General features: G+C 73.2%; 20 protein-coding genes. 10 read left to right on the top strand and 10 right to left on the bottom strand.

What is annotated here, in order from left to right:
* Positions 1 to 7 precede the first annotated feature (7 nt).
* Both GQF42_RS40570 and GQF42_RS40565 read left to right on the top strand, forming a co-directional pair.
* Positions 8 to 1,270 carry a molybdopterin molybdotransferase MoeA gene (locus tag GQF42_RS40570; protein ID WP_158928419.1) on the top strand — a complete coding sequence of 421 codons (1,263 nt, stop codon included), beginning with the start codon at positions 8 to 10 and terminating at the stop codon, positions 1,268 to 1,270.
* Between the two features lie 181 nt (positions 1,271 to 1,451).
* The gene (locus tag GQF42_RS40565) at positions 1,452 to 1,745 is read left to right on the top strand and encodes a thioesterase family protein (RefSeq protein WP_233273650.1); all 294 of its coding nucleotides are present in this window, start codon (positions 1,452 to 1,454) and stop codon (positions 1,743 to 1,745) included.
* A 10-nt stretch (positions 1,746 to 1,755) separates the two neighbouring features.
* Here the strand turns inward: GQF42_RS40565 and GQF42_RS40560 are convergent, their stop codons facing one another.
* The 4 genes from GQF42_RS40560 to GQF42_RS40545 all read right to left on the bottom strand — a co-directional run bounded on the left by GQF42_RS40560 (position 1,756) and on the right by GQF42_RS40545 (position 5,344).
* Positions 1,756 to 2,118 carry an NUDIX hydrolase gene (locus tag GQF42_RS40560; RefSeq protein ID WP_158928417.1) on the bottom strand — a complete coding sequence of 121 codons (363 nt, stop codon included), beginning with the start codon at positions 2,116 to 2,118 and terminating at the stop codon, positions 1,756 to 1,758.
* An 82-nt stretch (positions 2,119 to 2,200) separates the two neighbouring features.
* Complete coding sequence (locus tag GQF42_RS40555; RefSeq protein ID WP_158928415.1) at positions 2,201 to 2,785, bottom strand: thioredoxin domain-containing protein; 585 nt, start codon at positions 2,783 to 2,785, stop codon at positions 2,201 to 2,203.
* A gap of 50 nt (positions 2,786 to 2,835) precedes the next feature.
* The gene (locus GQF42_RS40550) at positions 2,836 to 3,717 is read right to left on the bottom strand and encodes a diacylglycerol kinase family protein (RefSeq protein ID WP_158928413.1); all 882 of its coding nucleotides are present in this window, start codon (positions 3,715 to 3,717) and stop codon (positions 2,836 to 2,838) included.
* Between the two features lie 34 nt (positions 3,718 to 3,751).
* Entirely contained in the window at positions 3,752 to 5,344 is a 1,593-nt protein-coding gene (locus GQF42_RS40545) for an FAD-binding oxidoreductase (protein WP_158928411.1), read from the bottom strand.
* Positions 5,345 to 5,466: 122 nt separating this feature from the next.
* Between GQF42_RS40545 and GQF42_RS40540 the strand changes: the two genes are divergently transcribed.
* Both GQF42_RS40540 and GQF42_RS40535 read left to right on the top strand, forming a co-directional pair.
* Positions 5,467 to 6,066: a TetR/AcrR family transcriptional regulator gene (locus GQF42_RS40540; RefSeq protein WP_158928409.1), complete on the top strand. Its 600-nt coding sequence runs from the start codon at positions 5,467 to 5,469 to the stop codon at positions 6,064 to 6,066.
* On the top strand, positions 6,063 to 7,646 hold the full coding sequence (locus tag GQF42_RS40535; protein WP_158928407.1) for a glycerol-3-phosphate dehydrogenase/oxidase: 1,584 nt from the start codon (positions 6,063 to 6,065) through the stop codon (positions 7,644 to 7,646). Before GQF42_RS40540 ends, GQF42_RS40535 begins: the two co-directional genes overlap by 4 nt.
* A 615-nt stretch (positions 7,647 to 8,261) precedes the next feature.
* Here the strand turns inward: GQF42_RS40535 and GQF42_RS40530 are convergent.
* A complete protein-coding gene (locus GQF42_RS40530; RefSeq protein ID WP_158928405.1) occupies positions 8,262 to 9,713 on the bottom strand; it encodes a WGR domain-containing protein in 1,452 nt (483 codons plus the stop codon).
* A gap of 124 nt (positions 9,714 to 9,837) precedes the next feature.
* Positions 9,838 to 10,509 carry a TetR/AcrR family transcriptional regulator gene (locus GQF42_RS40525; protein ID WP_158928403.1) on the bottom strand — a complete coding sequence of 224 codons (672 nt, stop codon included), beginning with the start codon at positions 10,507 to 10,509 and terminating at the stop codon, positions 9,838 to 9,840.
* Between the two features lie 160 nt (positions 10,510 to 10,669).
* On the opposite strand from GQF42_RS40525, the gene GQF42_RS40520 reads away from it, so the two are divergent.
* Complete coding sequence (locus tag GQF42_RS40520; RefSeq protein WP_158928401.1) at positions 10,670 to 11,455, top strand: SDR family NAD(P)-dependent oxidoreductase; 786 nt, start codon at positions 10,670 to 10,672, stop codon at positions 11,453 to 11,455.
* A gap of 407 nt (positions 11,456 to 11,862) precedes the next feature.
* Here the strand turns inward: GQF42_RS40520 and GQF42_RS40515 are convergent, their stop codons facing one another.
* From GQF42_RS40515 to GQF42_RS40505, 3 genes are all read right to left on the bottom strand, one after another.
* Complete coding sequence (locus tag GQF42_RS40515) at positions 11,863 to 12,831, bottom strand: threo-3-hydroxy-L-aspartate ammonia-lyase (RefSeq protein WP_158928399.1); 969 nt, start codon at positions 12,829 to 12,831, stop codon at positions 11,863 to 11,865.
* A 171-nt stretch (positions 12,832 to 13,002) separates the two neighbouring features.
* Entirely contained in the window at positions 13,003 to 13,989 is a 987-nt protein-coding gene (locus GQF42_RS40510) for an aldo/keto reductase (protein WP_158928397.1), read from the bottom strand.
* Between the two features lie 131 nt (positions 13,990 to 14,120).
* Positions 14,121 to 14,297 (bottom strand): hypothetical protein, encoded by a 177-nt coding sequence (locus GQF42_RS40505; protein ID WP_158928395.1) that lies wholly within the window; start codon positions 14,295 to 14,297, stop codon positions 14,121 to 14,123.
* 112 nt (positions 14,298 to 14,409) lie between these two features.
* On the opposite strand from GQF42_RS40505, the gene GQF42_RS40500 reads away from it, so the two are divergent.
* Positions 14,410 to 14,829 carry a hypothetical protein gene (locus GQF42_RS40500; RefSeq protein ID WP_158928393.1) on the top strand — a complete coding sequence of 140 codons (420 nt, stop codon included), beginning with the start codon at positions 14,410 to 14,412 and terminating at the stop codon, positions 14,827 to 14,829.
* On the top strand, positions 14,826 to 16,166 hold the full coding sequence (gene hemL, locus GQF42_RS40495; protein WP_158928391.1) for a glutamate-1-semialdehyde 2,1-aminomutase: 1,341 nt from the start codon (positions 14,826 to 14,828) through the stop codon (positions 16,164 to 16,166). Before GQF42_RS40500 ends, hemL begins: the two co-directional genes overlap by 4 nt.
* Positions 16,167 to 16,540: 374 nt before the next feature.
* Here the strand turns inward: hemL and GQF42_RS40490 are convergent, their stop codons facing one another.
* Entirely contained in the window at positions 16,541 to 17,245 is a 705-nt protein-coding gene (locus tag GQF42_RS40490) for an SDR family oxidoreductase (protein ID WP_158928389.1), read from the bottom strand.
* Between the two features lie 205 nt (positions 17,246 to 17,450).
* On the opposite strand from GQF42_RS40490, the gene GQF42_RS40485 reads away from it, so the two are divergent.
* The 3 genes from GQF42_RS40485 to GQF42_RS40475 all read left to right on the top strand — a co-directional run bounded on the left by GQF42_RS40485 (position 17,451) and on the right by GQF42_RS40475 (position 21,398).
* Complete coding sequence (locus tag GQF42_RS40485; protein WP_158928387.1) at positions 17,451 to 18,560, top strand: 4Fe-4S binding protein; 1,110 nt, start codon at positions 17,451 to 17,453, stop codon at positions 18,558 to 18,560.
* A 404-nt stretch (positions 18,561 to 18,964) separates the two neighbouring features.
* A complete protein-coding gene (locus tag GQF42_RS40480; protein ID WP_158928385.1) occupies positions 18,965 to 19,765 on the top strand; it encodes an SAM-dependent methyltransferase in 801 nt (266 codons plus the stop codon).
* A gap of 220 nt (positions 19,766 to 19,985) precedes the next feature.
* Entirely contained in the window at positions 19,986 to 21,398 is a 1,413-nt protein-coding gene (locus GQF42_RS40475; RefSeq protein ID WP_233273649.1) for a uracil-xanthine permease family protein, read from the top strand.
* The last annotated feature ends 14 nt before the right edge of the window (positions 21,399 to 21,412 follow it).

Genomic DNA, 21,412 nt, shown 5'->3' with positions numbered 1-21,412 from the left:
GACCGGCATGACCGCATCCCGGACGGACACGGCCGACGGCACGGCACCCCACGGACCGGACACCCGGCCGGGCCCGCTGCGGGCCGCCCGGGACTGGGAGCGGGCTCGCGCGATCGCCCGGTCCTGCGCCGGGCAACCCCTGCCCGCCGTCCCCCGCACCCTCGCCGACGCGCTCGGCCACGCACTGGCCGAGCCGCTCCTCGCCCTCACCGATCTGCCGTCGTTCGACACGGCCGCGATGGACGGCTGGGCCGTGACCGGACCGGGCCCGTGGCGCCTGGCCGGTGCGGGGGTCCTCGCCGGTGCGCAGCCCGGGCCGCTCGGGCCGGGGTCGGCCGTGCCCATCGCCACCGGCGCCCGGGTGCCACCGGGCGCGACCGCCGTACTGCGTCGCGAGCACGGCGAGGCGGACGCCGGGCAGGGCCTGCTGTACGACCGCTGCCCCGGCCCGGTGTGCGAGGGACAGGACATCCGGCCGCGCGGTCAGGAGTGCCGTTCCGGTGAGCCGCTGCTGCCCGCCGGCACCGCCGTGACCGAACGCGTGCTGGGTCTCGCGGCTGCGGCCGGGTACGACCGGCTGACCGTGCATCGCCGTCCGAGCGTCGAACTGCTCGTCCTCGGCGACGAGTTGCTCGGTGAGGGAGTGCCGCGCGGCGGACGGGTCCGGGACGCGCTCGGCCCGCTGCTGGTGCCCTGGCTGCGGCGCTGCGGCGCCGAGCTGATCGGTCATCACCGCATCGCGGACGATCCCGGCCCGCTGCGCGAAGCCGTGCGCCGCTCGCCCGCCGACGTCGTCCTCACCACCGGCAGCACCGCGGCGGGCCCCGTCGACTTCCTGCACGACACGCTCCGGTCGGTGGGCGCCCGGCTGCTGGTCGACTCCGTGGCGGTACGCCCCGGCCATCCCATGCTGCTCGCCGAACTGCCGGCCACCGCCGACGGCCGGGCGCGCCGGCTGGTCGGGCTGCCCGGCAATCCGCTGGCCGCGGTGTCCGGCCTGGTCACCCTGGCCGAGCCGCTGCTCCGTCACCTCGGCGGACACCGTGACCCCGCACCTGCCCGGCTGACGGCCGCCGCCGCGCTGCCGGGACATCCGAGCGACACCCGGCTGCTGCCGGTGTTCACGGCCGGGCGGGACGTGACCCCGCTGCCCTTCGACGGCCCGGCGATGTTGCGCGGCCTGGCCCTGGCGGACGCTCTCGCCGTGGTCCCACCGGGCGGTGTGCCGGCCGGGACCGGCGTGGACGTTCTGGAACTGCCCGGCCGGTGAGCCGGTCGCAGCGGCCGAGCGGCGCGCGCTGCTGGAACAGCTCCTGCCCGGCGTGCGGGCCCGTGTCGTACGGCGGACCGGGTCCGGCGGAGCTGGCGTGAGGACATGCGCCACGAGGTGACCGATGCCGACACCGCGGCGGCGGTCGGCAGCGGGGATGTGCCCATGCTGGCCACGCCGGTTGATCGCGTGGCTGGAGGCGGCCGCCGTGCGGGCCGCCGCGCCCTTCGCCGGGGCCGGGGAGACCATCGTCGGGACCGAGATCCGGGTCCGGCATGTGCGGCCCGCCCGGGTGGGTGGCCGGGTGGAGGTGAGCGCACGGCCCCTGCCCGCCACGGCGGACCGGCGGCTGACCTTCCTCGTACGGGCCGTGGACGGCCCGGGCCGACTGGTCGCGACGGGCGAGATCGACCGGGCGGTCGTGGACCGCCGGCGCTTCCTGGAACAGGCTGCCGATCCGGCGGCGGATCGCTGACCAGCGTGTTTCACACCGGTGTATGCCCCGCGACGTACGCGCGTACGACCGCCGGAAGGTCGGCGTCGGCCGTGTCGGCCAGCGGTGTCCAGCGCAGTTGCTCCGGTTCGAGGCGGGCGCCGTCGGACGGGGATTCGGTCAGCAACTGGCACACCACCGCCGTGGCCCCGTCCTCCGGTGCCAGGCTCTCGGTGCCGTCGACGAGGTAGCCGGTGAGTTCGTAGACCACCCGTGCCGCGGTGGCCTCGGCCGACTCGGCCGGCTCGGCAGTGCCTGACGGCAGTCTCCAGCCCTCGCCCCGCTCGGCCAGCAGCAGCCGCCCGGCGTACAGGACGACGGCCTGCACCGTGCCCTCGGCGGGCTCCAGCGTCATGTCGGACCACCCCCTCTCCCGGCGCGCGCGGCCGGGTTCCCCTCCCCTACCCAGGGCCGGGCGGTCGTGCACCGATGCCGTGTCACTTCCCGATCCGGGCCAGGAATTCCTGTGGGGTGAGGGCGGGTCCGCCCTCGGTCTTCACGACGGGGACGACGGTTTCGTCGTACCAGACGACGGGGGTGCCGACCACGCCGAAGGAGTCGAATTCGCCGACCGCTTGTCCGGCCCAGGTGAGGTAGGTGCGGTCGGTGACCTTGCGGTCGAAGTCGGCCGAGCGCAATCCGGTGACCGTGCTCGCCAGGTCCAGCAGTACCTCGGGGTCGGCGAAGTGGTCGTCGCCGGGCGGGAAGGGCTGGTTGGCGAAGAGCGCCGCCAGGTATTCGATGAACTGGCGCTGGCCTGCGTCGCTCGCCGCGCCGAGCGCGCTCAGAGCCTGCCGGGAACCGTCGCCGCCGACCGTGTCGTCCAGCGTCGCCGCGAAGTGGAACTTCACGACGAACCGGCCGTTGTCGGCGCCCTGACGCATGGTGTCGAGGAGGCTCACGGCCACCCGGTGGCTGGCTCGGTCGCGCAGTTCCAGGAAGACCTGGAGCACATGGGGTGCGTCCAGGTCTCCGTAGTACAGGGTGGTGCCGTCGGCGCCCGTCGTGTTCGCGGGAGTCATGGTCCGAGCTTGGCACACATGCCCGCACTCCACGAACGGTGCGGGGGTGGTCAGTACAGCACCGGCAGGTCGGCGGGCCGTACCCGCACCGTCACCGGCAAGGTGGCGTCGACCTCTCCGTCGGCGCCGTAGGGGACGGGCCGGGCCGCCTCGATGCGCAGTTCCCGGCCGTGCAGGACGCGCACCTCGGGACGGTGGACGTGGCCGCCGCTCTTCAGCTCGTTCATGAGCGCGAAGAACAGCCGACGAGGCGCGTCGCGGATCATCACGATGTCCAGCAGTCCGTCGTCGACCCGGGCGCCGGGGGCGATCAGCCGGCCGGAGCCGTAGTAGGGGGAGTTGGCCGCGACGACGGTGTAACCGCGGTGGGTGTGCTCCTCGCCGTCGACGGTGACGCGGTAGTCGGCCGCGCGCCAGCTGGTGACGGCGCGCAGGCCGCCCGCGTAGTAGGAGGCGGAGCCGCGCAGCAGCCGGGCGTTGTTGGCGTGCCGGTTGGCCACGGCGTCCACTCCGGCGTACACGCTGCCGAGGACCACGGTGCGGGCGTGGACGGCCGACTCCACCTCGATGGTGTCGACCGGCCGTGGCTCGGCGTGCAGCAGGATGTCGGCCAGTGCGGCGGGGTCGGCGGGCAGCTCGAGGGCGCGGGCGAAGTCGTTGCCTCGTCCGGCGGGCACCAGGCCGAGGACGGTTCCGGTGCCGCTCAGCGCGCCGCCGATACCGCCGGCGATGCCGTCGCCGCCGACGGCCAGGACGATCCGGCCGCGCTCGCCGGCCCGGCGGGCGATCTCCTGGGCGTGGGCGAGGCTGTGGCTGTACTCCGTCTCCAGCCCGGCCCCGGCCTCGCGCAGCAGGCGGGCCAGGTGCAGCAGGCTGGCCGCCCCGGTGGAGCCGCCCGCGGTGGGGTTGACGACGGCGGTGAACTGTCGCATCGGTGTGCCTCCGAAGCAGGCGGATCGGGCGGGGTCAGTCGGTGGGCAGCAGGACGCCGGGGTTGAGCAGGCCCTCGGGGTCCAGGCGGCGCTTGACGGCGCGCAGGGCCGAGATGCCGAGCCGCCCGGCCTCGCGGACGTACCAGTCGCGATGGTCGGTGCCGACGCCGTGGTGGTGGGAGATGGTACCGCCGGCGGCGAGCACGGCCTCGTTGGCCGCGTGCTTGGCGGGCTCCCAGTGCGCCACCGGATCCTCGCCCTGGGCGCTGACGACCGTGAAGTACAGCGACGCGCCGTTCTCGTAGACGTGGGAGATGTGGCACATCACCAGCGGCGGGGTGCCGGCCTCGGTGAGGGTGTCGGTGAGCGCGGTGCGCACGGCCGAGTAGAGGTCGGGGATGCGGGACCAGAAGGCCGCGGTCTCCAGGGTCTCCGCGAAGGCGCCGACGTCGAGCAGCGCGTCGCGCAGGTACGGCGCCGAGAAACGGCCGTGGGCCCAGCGCTCGCCCGGCTCCGCACCGACGAGGGTGCCGCCGCACGCGCTGAGGACGGCCGCCGCCTGCTGCCGGCGCTGTGCCGTGTCCTCGGCCGTGCCCTCGTAGCCGGCGATGGCCAGACAGCCGGCCGCGCTCTGGCTCAGGTCCCCGCCGATGGACTCGGGTTGGGCCAGGCCGATGAGGGTCTCGGTCTCGTCGGACAGTCGCAGCACGGTCGGGCGGGGCCCGTCCTGGGCGAGCCGGCGCAGAGCCGCGGCGCCCTCCTCGAACGAGGCGAACCGCCAGCCCTCGTAGACGCGCGTCTCGGGCAGGGGGCGGATGCGTACGGTGACGGAGGTGATGATCCCGAAGGCGCCCTCCGAGCCGAGGATCAGCTGACGCAGGTCGGGTCCGGCGGCGGAGCGCGGGGCACGGCCGGTCTCGAGGGTGCCTTCGGGGGTGGCGAGGGTCAGGCCGAGGACCATCTCGTCGAAGCGGCCGTACCCGGCGGACGCCTGGCCGCTGGAGCGGGCCGCGGCGAAGCCCCCGATGGTGGCCCACTCGAAGGACTGCGGGAAGTGGCCGAGGGTGAAGCCGCGTTCGGCGAGCAGGGCCTCGGCCTCGGGGGCGCGCAGGCCGGGCTGGAGGACGACGGTACGCGAGACGGGGTCGAGGTCGAGCAGGCCGTTCATACGGCGCAGGTCCAGGGCGATGAACGCGCTGCGTTGCGGGGCGAGTCCGCCGACGACCGAGGTGCCGCCGCCGAACGGGACGACGGCGAGGCCGTGTGCGGCACAGGCGCGCAGCACGGCGAGGACCTCGTCGTGGGAACCGGGCAGGACGACGGCCTGCGGGACGTCCGTGATGTCTCCGGCACGGATGCGCAGCAGGTCGGGGGTGGACTTGCCGCGGGTGTGCCGGATGCGGCTCTCGTCGTCGGTGCGCACGTGCTCCGCGCCGCCCACGGCCTCGGCGAGCGCCTCGAGCGCGGACGGGCCGGCCGTGGTTGCGGGCGGGCGGATGTCCTCGAGGCCGAGGGCGGGGGTGGTGCGGGGCTTGACGCCGAGCAGGTCGCGCAGCAGTCCGGTCACCGACTCGGGCAGGGGTGCCGCCTTGGCCGGGTCGCCCCAGCCGTTCCACAGCATGTCCATTGAAACGGTCGTCCTCACAGGTCGGTGTGCTCGGTTCCTCGGTGCGCGCGACGGCCCGGCGGCCGTGCCCGGGGTGAGGTCGGCTGCTTCCGTCCGCCTCCCGGGGCGTTACACTGTGACACATGACGCCTATTCGTCACAACGGTTCGGACAGTGATCACGTGCTCGACGCGGTACGCGACTGCGTGCTGGCCGTCGGAGTCCGCCGCACCACCCTCGCCGACGTGGCCCGCCGCGCCGGCGTCTCCCGGATGACGCTGTACCGGCGCTGGCCGGATCTGCGGACCCTGGTGGGCGATCTGATGACCCGTGAGTGGATCGACGTGGCCACCCGGGCGATCCCCGAGCCCGGTGCCGGCGCGGACACCCGCACCCGGATCGTGGACGGACTGGTCACGGGCGTCGAGGCGTTCCGGGCACATCCCCTCTTCCGCAAGATCGTCGACGTCGATCCGGAGATGTTGTTGCCGTACGTGCTCGACCGGCGCGGGGCGAGCCAGGAGGCGCTGCTGGCGCTGCTGGCCGACGCGCTGCGCGAGGGCCACACGGACGGCTCCGTGCGCCCCGCCCATGTCGAACGGCAGGCCCGCGCGCTGCTGTTGACCGTGCAGTCCTTCACCCTGTCCCTGCGCACCATGACCGACGAGGACGATCCGGAGCTGGACTCCGCCGCTTTCCTCGCCGAGCTGCGCACCCTCCTGGAGAGGATCCTCACGCCATGAGCCACACCAGGACCGACGCCGGCGCCTCCCTCAACGCCCGCCGGCGGACCCGGGAACTGACCGAAGCCACGGACGGCCGGGTGGTGGACGTCCTGGTCGTCGGGCTCGGCGCGACCGGGGCCGGAGCCGCGCTGGACGCGGCGGCCCGCGGGCTGGACGTCGTCGCCGTGGACGCCCACGACCTGGCCTTCGGCACCTCCCGCTGGAGTTCGAAGCTCATCCACGGCGGGCTGCGCTATCTGGCGTCCGCGCAGTTCGACGTCGCGCACGAGAGCGCGGTCGAGCGCGGGGTGCTGATGACGCGTACGGCCCCGCACCTGGTGGCCGCCCAGCCGTTCGTCCTGCCGCTGACCCCGTTGGTGTCCCGCACCCAGGCCTCGCTGGCCTGGGCCGGTTTCCGCGCCGGGGACGTGCTGCGGCTGGCCGCCCGGACCCCGCGCCAGGTGCTGCCCGCCCCGCGTCGGCTCACGGCGACGGAGGCCCGCCATCTGGCGCCCTCGGTCCGCCCGGCCGGGCTGCGCGGCGGGCTGCTGTCCTGGGACGGCAAGGTGAGCGACGACGTCCGGCTGGTCACCGCCCTGGCCCGGACGGCCGCCGCGCGCGGGGCCCGGGTGCTGACCCGGGTCAGGGCACTGGACCTGACCGGCGCCGGTGCCCGGATCCGTGACGAACTCACCGGCGAGGAGGGCGAGATCAGGGCCCGCGCCGTCATCAACGCGAGCGGGGTGTGGGCGGGCGATCTCGTCGAGGGCATCCGGATCCGGCCGTCCCGCGGCACCCATCTGGTCCTGCGCTCGGAGCGGCTCGGCACCCTGCCGGCCGGCCTGCATATCCCGATCCCCGGCGAGACCAACCGCTTCGTCCTGGTCCTGCCCCAGGGCGACGGCCGGGTCTACGTCGGTCTCACCGACGAGCCGGTCGAGGGCGGGATCCCTGATGTCCCGGAGGTGCCCGAGACCGACATCGGCTTCCTGCTGGACGTCCTCGGCTCGGTCCTGGACACACCGGTGACCCGCGACGAGGTCGTCGGCGCCTTCGCCGGGCTGCGCCCGCTGCTGGACACCTCCGGCGGCGCCGGCCCGGCCGGCGATACGGCGCGCACCTCCGACATCTCCCGCCGGCACGCGGTGCTGACGTCTCCCGACGGTGTCACGACGATCGTCGGCGGCAAGCTCACCACCTACCGGCGGATGGCGCAGGACGCCGTGGACGCCGCGACCGCCGCCCGGGGCCTGCCGACCACCCCCTCCCCCACCGCCGCGCTGCCACTGGTCGGTGCCGCCGCACCGGCCCGGCTGGGCGCCCTTGCGGCACCGCCGCGGCTGGTCCGCCGCTACGGCACCGAGGCGGAGGCCGTACACGCCCTCGCGGCCAAGGATCCCGCCCTGGCCGAACCGGTGCTGCCGGGTCATCCGGTCACCCGGGCCGAACTGCTGTGGGCGGTCCGGCACGAGGGCGCCCTGGACGAGTCGGACCTGCTGGACCGGCGCACCCGCATCGGCCTGGTCCCGCAGGACCGTGCCGAGGCGCTCACCGCGGCACGGGACGCGCTGGCACAGACGGCATCCGTACGCCCCTGAGCCACCGGCAACGGGCCCACGCCGGAGCAGAACAGCGGGGCGACGCAGGGCGAGCACCGGTGGCTCCGCGGCGGGCCCGGGTGACTCGCGGTGGGCCCGGGGTGCGCCAACGGGGACCCGGAGGCACCGGCACAAGCACGGACCGCGCCACCGCGAACGCCGAAGACGACGCAGCGGGCGGGGGCGGCGCCACCACGAACGCAGGCGGCACCACCCCGGCAGGAACCGCGCCGCCGCGAACGCGGAAGCACCACTGCGAGCACGGCCGGCGCCGCCAAGGACGCAAACGACTCCACACCAGGCCCCGGCCGCACCACCGCGGACGCGGAAGGCAGCACCCCGAGCGAGGACGGCACCACCACCAACGCAAGCGGCGCCCCCTCAGACAGGGACCACGCCGCCGTGAACGCGCAAGGCGGCACGCCGGGCGGGGACGCCGTCACCGCCGACGCGGGCGGTGTGACCGCGAGCACGGGCGGTGGCACCGCGAGCACAGGCCGCGGCACCGACGACACACGCGGTGCCGCGGCAGGCGTCGGCTGGAGCATCGTGGGTCGTGCGCCGTCGTCCCGGGCACCCGTGGGCGTGGGCGGCCCCAGCTCGGGCACGGTGGGGTCACAGCAGGCGGCGGATGTCGCCGCGGACTCGGTAGAAGCCGCCGGCCGCGGGGTGCAGGGCGTCCACGACGTAGCGGGCGCCCGGTTCCCGTATCGCGCGCGGGAACTGGACGTTCCAGGAGGTGTCGTAGCCCCCGGACACCACCTGCATGCGCAGCCGGCCGCCCTGCTGGACGCACTCGACGACGACCGCTCCTGCGGGAGCCTGGGCAACGGTGGCCACCGCGGCCGCGGCGGTGGCGGGTGCGTAGGTCGGAAGGGCGGCGGCGAGCTTGACGTCCCGCGCCACCGGCACCGTGCCCTGCTGGGCCGCGGCGATGGCAGCCTCGCTCGCGTCGACACACACCAGTGAGCCGTCGGTGGTCACCAAGTACAGCCGCTCGTCGCTGTACTGCATCGACAGCGCCGAGCCACCGCCGGTGCCGAGCTTCCACAGCCGCGTGCCGTCCTGGTCGAAGCAGTAGACGGATGAGGCGGCGTCCCCGGCGAAGACGAATCGTCCGCCCGGCGAGGTGGCGCACGAGTACACCGCGCCGTCGCACGCGTACGTCGCCTCGATCCTGCCCGTCGCCTTCGACAACCGTTGGACCACGCGGTGTCCGGTGCCCGCGTAGACGGCATCGTCCTCCTGCCAGCCGAAGAGCACGCTGCCGCTGGTGGCCGTGTGCCACAACTCGCCGCCGCCGTCCGGGGCGTAGGCCGTCACGCCCCTGTGGTGACCGTGGTACACGGCCCGGTCGTCGGCCCGCACCATCCAGGCGTGCTCGCCCTGGCTGCGGCGGGACCACTGGTGCTCGTCCTCGTGGTCGATGACGGTCAGCCGGCCCGCGCGGTCCGAGACGTCGAGCACGCCCTCGTGGATGTCCAGCCAGAAGATGTCCACGTCGGCGGCGATGTCGTACGCAGCGAACGGCAGCTTGGAGGAGAGGTCGTAGACCTTGCCGTCGTCGCAGCCCGCGTAGATCCAGAAGTCGTCGGCGACCAGGCACTTGACTCCGTCCGGCAGGCTGAACCGGGCCAGGACGGCGCCCTCGTGGTCCAGGGTGTAGACGTCACCCGCCTGGTTGCCCACCCAGCAGCGCTCGTCGTCGACGTGGATGCCGAAGGCGGCGGAGCCGGTGCGGAACCGCCACAGCACCGGCGCCACCGCCCGCGCGGTCGACGGGGCCGAGCCGATCTGACGCCGGGTCACCGCGCGCGGGGCACGCTGTCCCTGGACCGCCGGGGCGTATCCCTTGCGGACCTTCTCCCCCACCTTCCTCGCGGCGGCGGCCCTTGCCTTCTCGGCGGTCGGGAACGTCGTGGTCTGGAGCTGTCCGGCCGCGCCGATCCTGCCATAACGCACGGTCACCACGAGGCCGTCGACGCTCACCTCGTAGAACTTGTGGGCTCCGCCGCCCTCCTGCGACAGCTCCAGATACGTCGTCGACACCGCGGACGCCGTGGACATGGCAGACCCCTCCCCAGGACGGACCTGCGGCTGTTTCGGCAGATCCTCACTGAGCAAACCGTAAGGCCGACCACTGACAACGGGCCGGGCACGATCGCGGACCGGCCGCAGGGCGTCACCGGCGTTACCCCTCGCCATCCCCGTCCGGCGCCAACGCGCCCATTCCGCCCAGCAGTTGGCGCAGGCAGTCGATCGCGAGGACGGCCGGGGAGCCCTCGCCCGTGACGCCGGCCTCCGTGTCGGCCCAGATCTCCAGCGCGATCCGGATCGCGTCCGTGGCCGCCGCCGCGACCAGGCGCACCTGCACCGGCTCCAGACGCCCACCGGCGAGGCGGGCGACGACCGGCACAAGACGCTCTTCGGACTCCTGGTTGACGCGGTACCACACCGCCCGCAGCGCGGGATCGTCGGCGGCGGCCCGCAGCAGGCCCCGGGTTCGCAGCAGCGCCTGGACGGCGTTCTCGTCCGGTGCCGCGAGGGACTGCTCCACTGCCGTCCGCAGCGCCCGGGCGAGCCCGGTGCCCGGCTCGGCCGCCTCCAGCAGGGCCCGCCACTCGTCGGCTCCGGCGGCGAGCAGCGGGCTCACCGCGTCCTGCTTCGAGCGGAAGTAACGATAGAAGGTGCGCAGCGCGACCCCCGCACGCCGGGCGATCTCCTCGGCCGTCGTCGCGTGCGGGCCCTGTGCGGCGAACAGTTCGGCCGCCGCGTGCGCGATCTCGAGCTGGGTGGCGGCCTTGCGGCGCTCGGTCAAGGAGGACGGCGGCGTGCTGCTCGCCCGGGACGGCTTGGTGCTCACCCCAGAAGGGTACGGCCCCGCATCCACTCATGGCACTCAATGCCGCAATGGCAAAACGTGCCACTGGGGCGTAACGTGAAGGCCATGAGGACGCCGGCAGGCAAGAGACCCGGCGTCGCGAGTGCCCTGCCGCACACCGGCAGGGCAGGCAGGAGAAGACATGAACCGCTACGAAGGCCGCCGCGCGCTGATCACCGGAGGCGGCTCGGGCATCGGCCAGGCCACCGCGCTGCGCATCCTCGCCGAGGGCGGCACCGTCGTGGCCGCCGACGTGAGCGAGCGGGGCCTGAAGGACACGGCGCAGAAGGCGGGGGCGCACGCGGAGCGCCTCACCACGCTCGTCGTGGACATCGCCGACGAGTCCTCCGTACGCGAGGGTGTGGCCGCGGCGACCGCCGCGCTCGGCGGGTTGGACGCACTGGTCAACGCGGCCGGAATCCTGCGCTCCGCGCACACCCACGAGACGAGCCTCGCGGACTTCACCCGCATCCTGCAGGTCAACCTCGTCGGCACCTTCCTCGTCATCCGTGAGGCCATACCGGCGCTGTTGGAGGGCAGGGACGCGGCGGTCGTCAACTTCAGCTCCACCTCGGCCGTGTTCGCGCACCCCTACATGGCGGCGTACGCGGCGAGCAAGGGCGGGATCCAGGCCATGACCCACGCGCTCGCCGCCGAGTACGCGCGGCAGGGCATCCGGTTCACCGCCGTCCAGCCCGGCTCGATCTCCTCCGGCATGACCGACGGCAGCGGCGCCAGCGGGCAGAGCGCCGGGCCGGGGCTGCCCGCGGACGCCGACATGGCCCTGTTCGCCAAGCTGTCCCCGGCGCTCGGCCACGGCTTCGCCGGACCGGAGACGGTGGCCTCCGTCGTCGCGATGCTCGCCTCTCAGGACGGGAAGTTCATCACGGGAACCGAGATCCGTATCGACGGCGGCACCCACTTCTGAGCACCGGCGTGGCCGCCGCGCCGACGCACCGCCGTCAGGCCAGGGCGACCAGGTCGAGTCCTCGTTGCACAGGTCCCCGGCGTACCCGGCCGCGTCCGGCCTGGGAGGTGGCACCGGCGTGGGCGGCACGGCCCGCCGCAACACCGCCGGGCGGCCCGCGGCGGCCACGTCGCCGTCCCCGCCGCGCGCAGTTCACGCGGTCCGGTGTCGAGCCCTCGGACGGACAGGGTCCGGTCGGTGACCGTCATGCCCGGGTCGGCGGCGCGGGAGCCCTGGGCCAGGGGTTCTCTGCCTGGAACTCGGGGCGCGGACACACGGTCGCAGCAACCGAGGCACTGCGGGCGGCACATGCGGTTCTTCCGCGCCGACCTCGTGACCTGCGTGGTCCCTGCCGGCCAGGAACGCGGTCAGGTTCCGAGGAGTTGGACGAACCGTTCGGTGTCGATGTTGCCGCCGGAGGCGATGACGCCGATGCGGGACGGCGGGGTGTCGACGCGGCCCGCGAGGAGTGCGGCCAGGCCGCTGGCGCCGCTGGGCTCGAGCACGATCTTCAGGCGCTCGAAGGCGAACCGCATCGCGTTGATGATCTCCGCGTCGCTGACGAGCGAGATCCCGTCGACCAGGCGCTGGTTGACGGAGAAGGTGAGCGCGCCGGGCGTGGGCAGGGCCTGCCCGTCGGCGATGGTCCGGGGTACGGGCACAGTGACGCGGGCGCCGGTCTCCAGGGACTGCTTGGTGTCGTCCCCCGCCTCGGGCTCCACACCGACGATCCGGATGCCGGGGTGCAGGGCCTTGGCGGCGGTGGCGCTGCCCGCGATGAGTCCGCCGCCCCCGACGGGCACCACGAGGGCGTCCAGCGGGCCGGTCTCTTCGAGGAGTTCGAGTGCGGCGGTGCCCTGGCCGGCGATGACATGCGGATGGTCGTAGGGCGGGATGAGGGACAGGCCGCGCTCCTCGGCCAGTGCCTCGCCGAGCGCGGTGCGGTCCTGGGTGTAGCGGTCGTAGGTGACGATCTCGGCCCCGTACCCCGCGGTCGCCTCGCGCTTGGAGCGCGGCGCGTCCTCGGGCATCAGGATCACGGCGCTGGTGCCGAGTTCGCGGGCGGCGAGAGCGGTGGCCTGGGCGTGGTTTCCGGAGGAGTAGGCGGCGACGCCCTTGGCCAGTTGCTCCGGGGCGAGCCGGGCGACCGCGTTGTACGCGCCGCGGAACTTGAAGGCGCCGACGCGCTGGAAGTTCTCGCACTTGATGAACACCTCGGCGCCGACGAGGGAGTTCAGCGTGCGCGAGGTGAGGACGGGGGTACGGCGGGCCACGCCTTCGAGGCGTGCGGCGGCGGCACGAACGTCGTCGAACGTCACGGGCGAAGCGGCGGCCATGTCGAGATCCTCTCCCCGGTGCACCCTGGACTGGCTATTGGATGGATTTTCCAACTATGTACACGAAGTCTAAAAGGGCAGTGCCCGTCTGTCCAGGTGCCGGACGGACGGGCGCCGCCGTCGCCGCGGGCTCGGCCAGGCCCAGCAGGGCTCAGCAGGGCTCAGCAGGGCTCAGTGACCGCTGATCCCGCGGGGCGTGTACGGCTCCTCCAGCTGCCGGACCTCTTCCTCGGTGAGGCGGAGGTCGAGTGCGGCGAGCGCGTCCTCGAGGTGAGCGGTCCTGGTGGCGCCGACGATCGGAGCGGTCACGCCCGGCCGGGAGGCGACCCAGGCCAGCGCCACCTGGGCCCGCGGGACGCCCCGGCGTTCGGCGATCGCGGCGACGGCGTCGACGATCCGCTTGTCGTCCGGCTGGTACAGGCTGCGGCCGACGGCGTCCGTCTCGCCGCGGGCGCTGCTCGCCTCCCAGTCACGGGTGAGCCGGCCACGGGCGAGCGGGCTCCACGGGATCACACCGACACCCTGGTCGGCGCAGAGCGGCAGCATCTCGCGCTCCTCCTCGCGGTAGAGGAGGTTGTAGTGGTTCTGCATGCTGACGAACTTCGTCCAGCCGTGCAGCTCCGCGGTGTGCTGGAGCTTGGCGAACTGCCAGGCGTACATCGAACTCGCCCCGATGTAGCGGGCCTTGCCCGCCCTGACGACGTCGTGCAGCGCCTCCATCGTCTCCTCGACCGGGGTGTGGGGGTCGAAACGGTGGATCTGGTAGAGGTCCACGTAGTCGGTGCCGAGCCGGCGCAGGCTGTGGTCGATCTCGGTCATGACCGCCTTGCGGGACAGCCCCGACCGGTTGGGCCGCTCACTGCGCGCCGCGCCGTTGTCCACCGCGAAGAAGACCTTGGTGGCGATCACGACGTCCTCGCGCCGGATCATCTCCCCGAGAGCCCTGCCGACGATCTCCTCGCTGGTTCCGGCGGAGTAGCTGTTGGCGGTGTCGAAGAAGGTGATCCCCGCGTCCAGGGCCTGGCGGATCAGCGGGCGGGCGGCGTCCTCGGGAAGGGTCCACGGGTGCGGGCCCCGGTCGGGCACCCCGTAGCTCATGCAGCCCAGCGAAAGCCGGGAAACCTGCAGGCCGCTGGTGCCGAGCTTGACGTACTCCATCGTTCGGTCCCCTCGTCGGTGTGGTCCCACCTGTGCGCCCGGGCACTCGTCCGGGGACGGGCGGGCCTGCTCCGTCAGAACGATCGAGATCGTATCGGGCGTGCCACGACGGCCGGATCGGTGGCACCCGGTCAGCAGCGCACGCGGCCCGCGACGGCAGGTGTCCGGCGGGCCGGGTGTTCGGTGATCCTGTCCGGGGCCGCGCGCTCCGTCTCGGTGGGGTCGTCGGTGCTCTCCGGCTCGGAGAACGGAACCATGTTCAGGTGGGTGCCGATGACGCTCCCCTGATGCCGCCTGCCGAGCGACATGGTGATCCGCCCAGCAGGAACGCGGACTTGCGGCCGATGCCGTCGGCCGGCCTCCCCGCCGGTACGGGCATGGCCGCGGGGCACCCTTGCCGACGTCCGGTAGTTTCACGGCATGACCAGAGTTCCGGGCACCCTGGCGGTGCCACTGCTGGATCAACAGGCCCCGATCGAGGCCCCGATCGCGTGTCAGGCCTTCGGCACCCCGCCGGACGGCCACGCGGCCGACCGGTACGACGTACGGCTGTGCGGCGTTGACGGCGCAGGGTCCCTGGTGCACGGCGACCGCCGCAACCACCAGCAGGACCCGGCCGGTCGCCGCGAGGGTCTGCGCGGGGCGGCCACCTCCGGCGTCCCGGTGCGGGCCTGCCAGACCCGCGGAGAGCACATCGGCATCGAGGCTCCGGCCGCACCCGGCTGGATCGGCCGGGACCGGGCGGTTCCGGAGACCACCACAGCCGTCCGCCGCGCCGGCGCCGACGCGGTGCTCACCTACTGGGCCGTCGAGCCCGCCACGAGGCTGATCGAACCATGAGTACACCGACAGGCAATGAGTACCAGTTCGCCCGGGCGCAGAAGGTCATCCCGGGCGGGGTCAACTCGCCGGTGCGTGCGTTCCGTTCGGTCGGCGGTGCGCCCCGCTTCATCATCTCCGCCGCCGGCCCGTACGTCACGGACGTCGAGGGGCGCGAGTACGTCGATCTCGTCGCCTCCTGGGGACCGGCGATCCTCGGTCACGCGCACCCGGAGGTCGTCACCGCCGTCCAGGACGCCGCTTCCCGTGGTCTGTCGTTCGGCGCCACGACCCCGGCCGAGACAGAGCTGGCCGAGCTTGTCGTCGAACGGCTCGGCGGCACACGTGCGGCGGGCGGCCTGGTCGACGAGCTGCGTCTCGTGTCCACCGGCACCGAGGCGACCATGACGGCGATCCGCCTGGCTCGCGGCTTCACCGGCAAGCCGCTGCTGGTGAAGTTCGCCGGCCACTACCACGGCCACTCCGACGGTCTCCTCGCCGCCGCGGGCTCCGGCGTGGCCACCTTCGGTCTGCCCACGTCGGCCGGTGTGCCCGAGCCGATCGCCGCCCAGACCGTCGTCCTGCCCTACAACGACCTCGACGCGGTACGGGCCGCCTTCGCGGCCCACTCGGGTCGCATCGCAGCAGTCATCGTCGAGGCGGCAGCCGCGAACATGGGGGTCGTCGCTCCCGACCGCGGGTTCAACGCCGCTCTCGCCTCGATCGCCCACGAGAACGACGCCCTGCTGATCCTCGACGAAGTCCTCACCGGGTTCAGGGTCGCACCGGACGGCTACTGGGGTCTGGAAAGGGCGCGTTCCGCACAGCCCTACGACGTTGACCTGGTGACCTTCGGCAAGGTGATCGGCGGCGGCATGCCCGTGGCCGCGGTCGGCGGCAGAAGCGACATCATGGACCACCTCGCCCCGAACGGCCCCGTGTACCAGGCCGGCACCCTGTCCGGGAACCCGCTGGCGGTCGCGGCCGGCCTGGCCACACTCCAGCTCGCGGACCAGAGGACATACGCCCGACTCGACCAGGCGAGCAGCACGATCCGGGCAGCGGTGTCCGACGCCCTCACGCAAGTCGGCGTCGGCCACACGGTCCAGTCCGCCGGCAACCTGTTCTCCGTCCTGTTCGCGCCACAGCCGGCTCGGGACTACGCAGCCGTGCAGGCGCAGGAGACCTTCCGGTTCCCGCCGTTCTTCCATGCCATGCTCGAGCACGGAGTCGCCCTGCCGCCGAGCGTCTACGAAGCATGGTTCGTCACGGCCGCCCACGACGACCGCGCAATGACCAGGATCATCGAGGCGCTTCCGCACGCTGCCCGCGCCGCGGCCGAGGCTCGCCCCGACTGATCACGCAAGGACCCCGCACGGCGATCGTGCGTGCAGCCGCTCCCGGCCGGTGTGTGCTCGGCGTGTCAGCCGGGCACACACCGGCATCGCCGAACCAGGTCCTCCCGCACGCCGGGATGGCGGGTGCGGCCGGTCGGGCAGGCGGGCGCGCACCGTATCCGTCGTGCGTCCGGCACCTTCCGCCGGTGCAGGGGCGCGCGCCGGGAACGGCACCCGTGCGGCGCTGCGCCGTACCGCCCCGGCTGCGCGGACGGCGGCCCGGGCGCCCCCCGTCCGGTCGTTGCCGTGCCCGGCCGGCCGGTGCGCCGACTCCACGGTTTCCCCGGCGGGTGAGAGGTGGTCGTACCCGATCGCCGCGCCTTCGAGTCGATCGTCTAGTCGGCCAGCTGCGGGTACAGCGCTGCCAGGTCGCCCGAGAGCCCCGCCTTCACATTCCGGGTGACGTCGTCCGCCAGCACCTCGTACGCCCCGGTCTCGATGCCCTCGACGGCGAGCGCGGCGACCTCCTGCGGCGTGGACTTGGGTGCGTCGATGGCCGAGGCCATGTCCGTGTCGATGTAACCGACGTGCAGTCCGGTCACCCCGATGCCCCGCGCATGCAGCTCCAGGCGCAGTGAGTTGGTCTGGGACCACAGCGCGGCCTTGGTGGCGCTGTAGGACCCGGCGATACCGAGCCAGGAGAGCACGGAGTGCACGTTGAGGAGGTGTCCGCCGCCGTTGCGCTCGATCACCGGGACGAAGGACCGGGTGACCAGCAGCGGGCCGTAGAAGTTCGCCTCGAACTCGCGCCGTACGACGTCGAGTTCGGCGTCGAGGAAGGTGCGCGCGCCGACCGAGACACCGGCGTTGTTGATCAGGACGGTGACGTCCTGCGCCTGCGCGGCAGCGGCCTGGACCGAGGCGGGGTCGGTGACCTCCAGTGCGAGCGGTACGGCGTCCGGATGGGTCACGGTGCGCGGGTCCCGGGCCGTGGCGTACACCTTCGCGGCGCCGCGTGCGTACAGCTCCTCCACCAGCGCCCTGCCGAGTCCACGGCTGCCGCCGGTGACGAGGGCGACGGAGTCCTTGATCGAGGTCATGCGCGTCTCCTGGGGAAATCGAGAGCCGGAAACCGATCGGTTTCCGCCGGACCACCCCCACGGTAAACCGATCGGTTTCCAAGCGCAAGCGGGCCCTGCCCGGACGGACGCACGAGCATGCGGCCACCCCTTGCCTCCGCGCCCCTTCCCCCTCCATAGTGAGTTTGATTTTCCAACCCATCAGGCATCGGGAGGAAGGGCCGGGATGAGCGAGCAGCGCACAGCCGAGGAAGCCGGAGGCCGGAAGCTCCCCGGCCGGCTTGCAGCCCACCCGTCCGTACGGGCCGTACTGGCCTCTCGCGCGGCCGGCGCTCCGGCGCAGCCGCCACCGGTGATCGACGCGGACCGGCTGCGCGCGCTGTGCCTGGAGGCCGGCGCGGACGACGCGGCGGCGGTGAGCCTGGACCACCCCGACCTCGCCGGAGAGCGGGACCATGTCCTGGCCGCCCTGCCGGGCACGCGGTCACTGGTTTCGCTGATGGTGCGCATGAACCGCGACAGCACCCGGTCGCCCGCGCGCAGCGTGGCCAACCAGGAGTTCCACCAGACCGACGAACAGGTCAACGCCGCCGCCCGCCGGGTGGTACGGGCCCTCGAGGACGCCGGTCATCGCGCGCTCAACCCGTCGGCCGGGTTCCCTCAGGAGATGGAGCGCTTTCCCGGCCGCATCTGGGTCGTCGCCCACAAGACGGTCGCCGTGGCCGCGGGCCTCGGCGTGATGGGCCTGCACCGCAACGTCATCCACCCCAGGTTCGGCAACTTCGTGCTGCTCGCCACGGTGCTCGTGGACGCCCCGGTCAGCGCATACGGGCAGCCCCTGGACTACAGCCCCTGCGTGGACTGCAAGTTGTGCGTCGCCGCCTGCCCGATCGGCGCCATCGGCAAGGACGGCTCGTTCGACGCGCTGGCCTGTACGACCCACAACTACCGTGAGTTCATGAGCGGGTTCACGGACTGGGTGCAGACCGTGGCCGACAGCATGGACGGCGCGGACTTCCGTTCCCGGGTCACCGATCCGGAGAACGCCTCGATGTGGCAGAGCCTGGCCTTCAAACCCAGCTACAAGTCCGGCTACTGCCTGGCCGTCTGCCCCGCCGGAGAAGACGTTCTGGGCCCCTACCTCGATGACCGCAAGGCCTATCTCGACACGGTCCTGCGTCCCCTCCAGGAGAAGACGGAGACCTTGTACGTCCTGCCGGACTCCGCCGCCAAGCGGTACGCCGAACGCCGCTTCCCGCACAAGCCGGTCAAGGAGGTGTCCGGTGGCTGGCGGTCTCCCGCGCAGCGGCGGCCGGACGCGGCCGAGCCCCACTGAGCGCCGGCCGCGTCACCCGGCCGGCCCGCTTCCATTGGCCTTTGCGCGGCCGACGGCGGAAGGTCTGAACAAGATCGGTGAGTCGATGCTTCGTCCGACCGGTCGGCGAGTCGTCCCTCCCCGTCCGTGACGCGGCGGGCCGACCCACCCGGGGGGCGGGGAACAGTGTCCATGCGCTCGGGTCGTTCCCCGCCCCGCCCGCCCCCTCGCCGCTGCGCGTCAGTTCCGGATGCGCACCGGATCTCCCGGTCTCGGCCGTGGCCCGACCGGCCCCACCAGGCCGTCCGCACGCCCGTGCGCCGCCGCGGGCGGAACTGCGGGCACCGGCGAGGTAGTTGATATGGGAAGCTTTGGCCAACCGTTTGCGGGACCGAGTCCGTGACGGTCGGGGAGAGGAGCCCAGCGTGACTCAGGACGGCGGCCAGGCCGTGCACATCGACACCAGCAAGCCGCATCCGGCACGGATCTACGACTACCTCCTGGGCGGCAAGGACAACTACGAGGTGGACCAGGAGGCGGGCGACCAGCTCGCCGCCGTCGCGCCCGAGGTGTGGATCTCCGTACGGGCCAATCGCGCCTTTCTGCAGCGTGCGGTCCGCCACGTCATCGACAGCGGGGTCCGCCAGATCCTCGACATCGGCACCGGGCTGCCCACCTCGCCGAACGTGCACGAGGTCGCCCAGGAGCTGGCGCCGGACGTGCGCGTCGCCTACGTCGACAACGACCCGATCGTGAAGGCGCACGCCGACGCGCTGCTCAGCCGGGCCGGTACGACCAGCATCGTGCTCGCCGACCTGCGCGATCCGCAGTCCATCGTGGATCATCCCGAGGTCCGCCGGGTCATCGACTTCGGCCGACCGGTCGCCCTCTTCCTCGTCGCCATCTTCCACTTCATCCGCGACGCGGACGAGCCCGAGCGGATCATCGCCACCCTGCGCGACGCGCTCCCGGACGGCAGCTTCCTGGTGCTCTCGCACGCCACGGGCGACTTCGCCGACGACCGCAGCGAGGCCGAGGCCGTCTACCGGGGCGCCACCGCCACCATGAACCTGCGCTCCCGCGACCGGGTCGAGGGGTTCTTCGACGGCTTCGAACTGGTCGAGCCCGGCCTGACCCAGGTGCCGTTCTGGCGCCCGGACACCACCCCGCCACCCGGCTCCGAGGAGATCGGCTTCTACGGGGGCGTGGCCCGCAAGAACGCCTGAGGACCACAGCTCCGCCGGCACCGCACCAGCGCGTCCTGCGCGACCCCGCCTTCGGGCCGGTTCGTGCGGGGCGCGCTGTTTCGTTTGCCCGCCACCCCTTGACCGACCCCCGGTTCGCGCCCTCATACTGGCGGCCGAATCGATTGGCCAAATCGATTTGGCCGCCGTCCACGGCCGGATCGTCGAGGCCTGAGCCGAGCGAGCCGAACGGAGCCCGCACGTGTCCAGTCCCGTACATCCCGCCGACCCGACTCCCGTCCCTGCCGCGCCTGCCGACGCCCCGGGTGCCGTGCACCCCGTTGACGAGTCCCGCCCCCTCGGGCGGATCCTGCTGTTCGGCGTGCAGCACGTCCTCGTCATGGCGGCGACACCGATCTCCGCGATCTTCCTGATGAGCGCCACCCTCCGGCTCGGCCCGCACCTCACCGTCGACCTGCTCTCGGCGGCCCTGCTGCTGTCCGGGATCGGCTCGCTCGTGCAGTCCCTCGGCCCCTGGAAGTTCGGGCCACGACTGCCGTTCGTGATGCTGCCGGGCGGTGCCCCGCTCATCCTGTTCCTGTCGATCGCTCAGGCGCACGGGCTGCGCACGGCGACCGGTGCGGTGCTGCTCACCGCCGTGTTCACCTTTCTGGCACTGCCCCTGTTCGCACGCCTGCTGAGATTCTTCCCGCCGCTGGTCATCGGCACGATGATCGTGATCGTCGGGGTGAATCTGGTGAAGGTCGGCGCGCTGCTGGTCACCGGGCAGCCCGGCACTCCCGGGTTCGCCGATCCGGCCCGGCTGGGGCTGGCCTTCGCCACCATCGGCCTGATCGTCGTCTTCACGCGGCTGCTGCGCGGGATCCTGCGGCAACTCGCCGTCCTGCTCGGCCTCGTGGCCGGCACCGCCCTCGCCTTCGCCGTCGGCCAGGCCCACCTGGGTACCGCGCTCTCGGGCCGGCTGATCGGCGTACCGAGACCGTTGCCGTTCGGCACCCCCGTCTTCGACCTGCTCGCCGCGCTGCCGCTGATGCTGTACAGCCTCGCGTCGATGGCTGAGGCGACCGGGCAGACCGTCATCAACGCGGAGGCGGTCGGCAAGGACATCGACGTCCGCACCACCGTGCCGCGCACGGTGCGCGGGGACGCCCTGACCTCACTGCTCGGCGGCTGTTTCGGGCTGCCGTTGATGGTGACCAGCGGGGAGAACATCGGCATCGTCCGGGTCACCGGCGTGCGCAGCCGGTACGTGACGGCCGCCGCAGGTGTCGTCCTCGTCGTCCTCGGGTTTGTCACCCCGGTTGCGCGGGCGCTCACCGTGATGCCGCCGGCCGTGGTCGGGGGCGCCGCGATGGTCGTGTTCGCGGTGATCACCGTCCTCGGCGTGCAGATGCTCGGCCGGGCCCGGCTCGAGGACCACACGGCCACGGTGACCTGCGCGGTCGCACTCGCTCTGGGGCTGCTGCCGATCCTGGTCCCCGGTGCGTACACCGGTTTCCCGTCCGGCGTGCGGATCCTGCTGGAGAGCGGGGTCGCCGTGGGTGCCTGCGTCGCGGCCGTCCTCAACGTCGTCTTCCACCACCTGGGGCGGCGCGCCACGGACACCGCCGCCGCCCTGCCGGCCGATGCGCCGGATTCGGCCGCACGTGTCTGACCGCGCCCGCCGTT

This window comes from Streptomyces broussonetiae, assembly GCF_009796285.1.
In the GTDB taxonomy this organism is placed as follows: Bacteria; Actinomycetota; Actinomycetes; order Streptomycetales; family Streptomycetaceae; genus Streptomyces; species Streptomyces broussonetiae.
The sequence above is the reverse complement of the archived record's forward strand: the minus strand, read 5'-3'. Positions and strand labels throughout refer to the sequence as shown.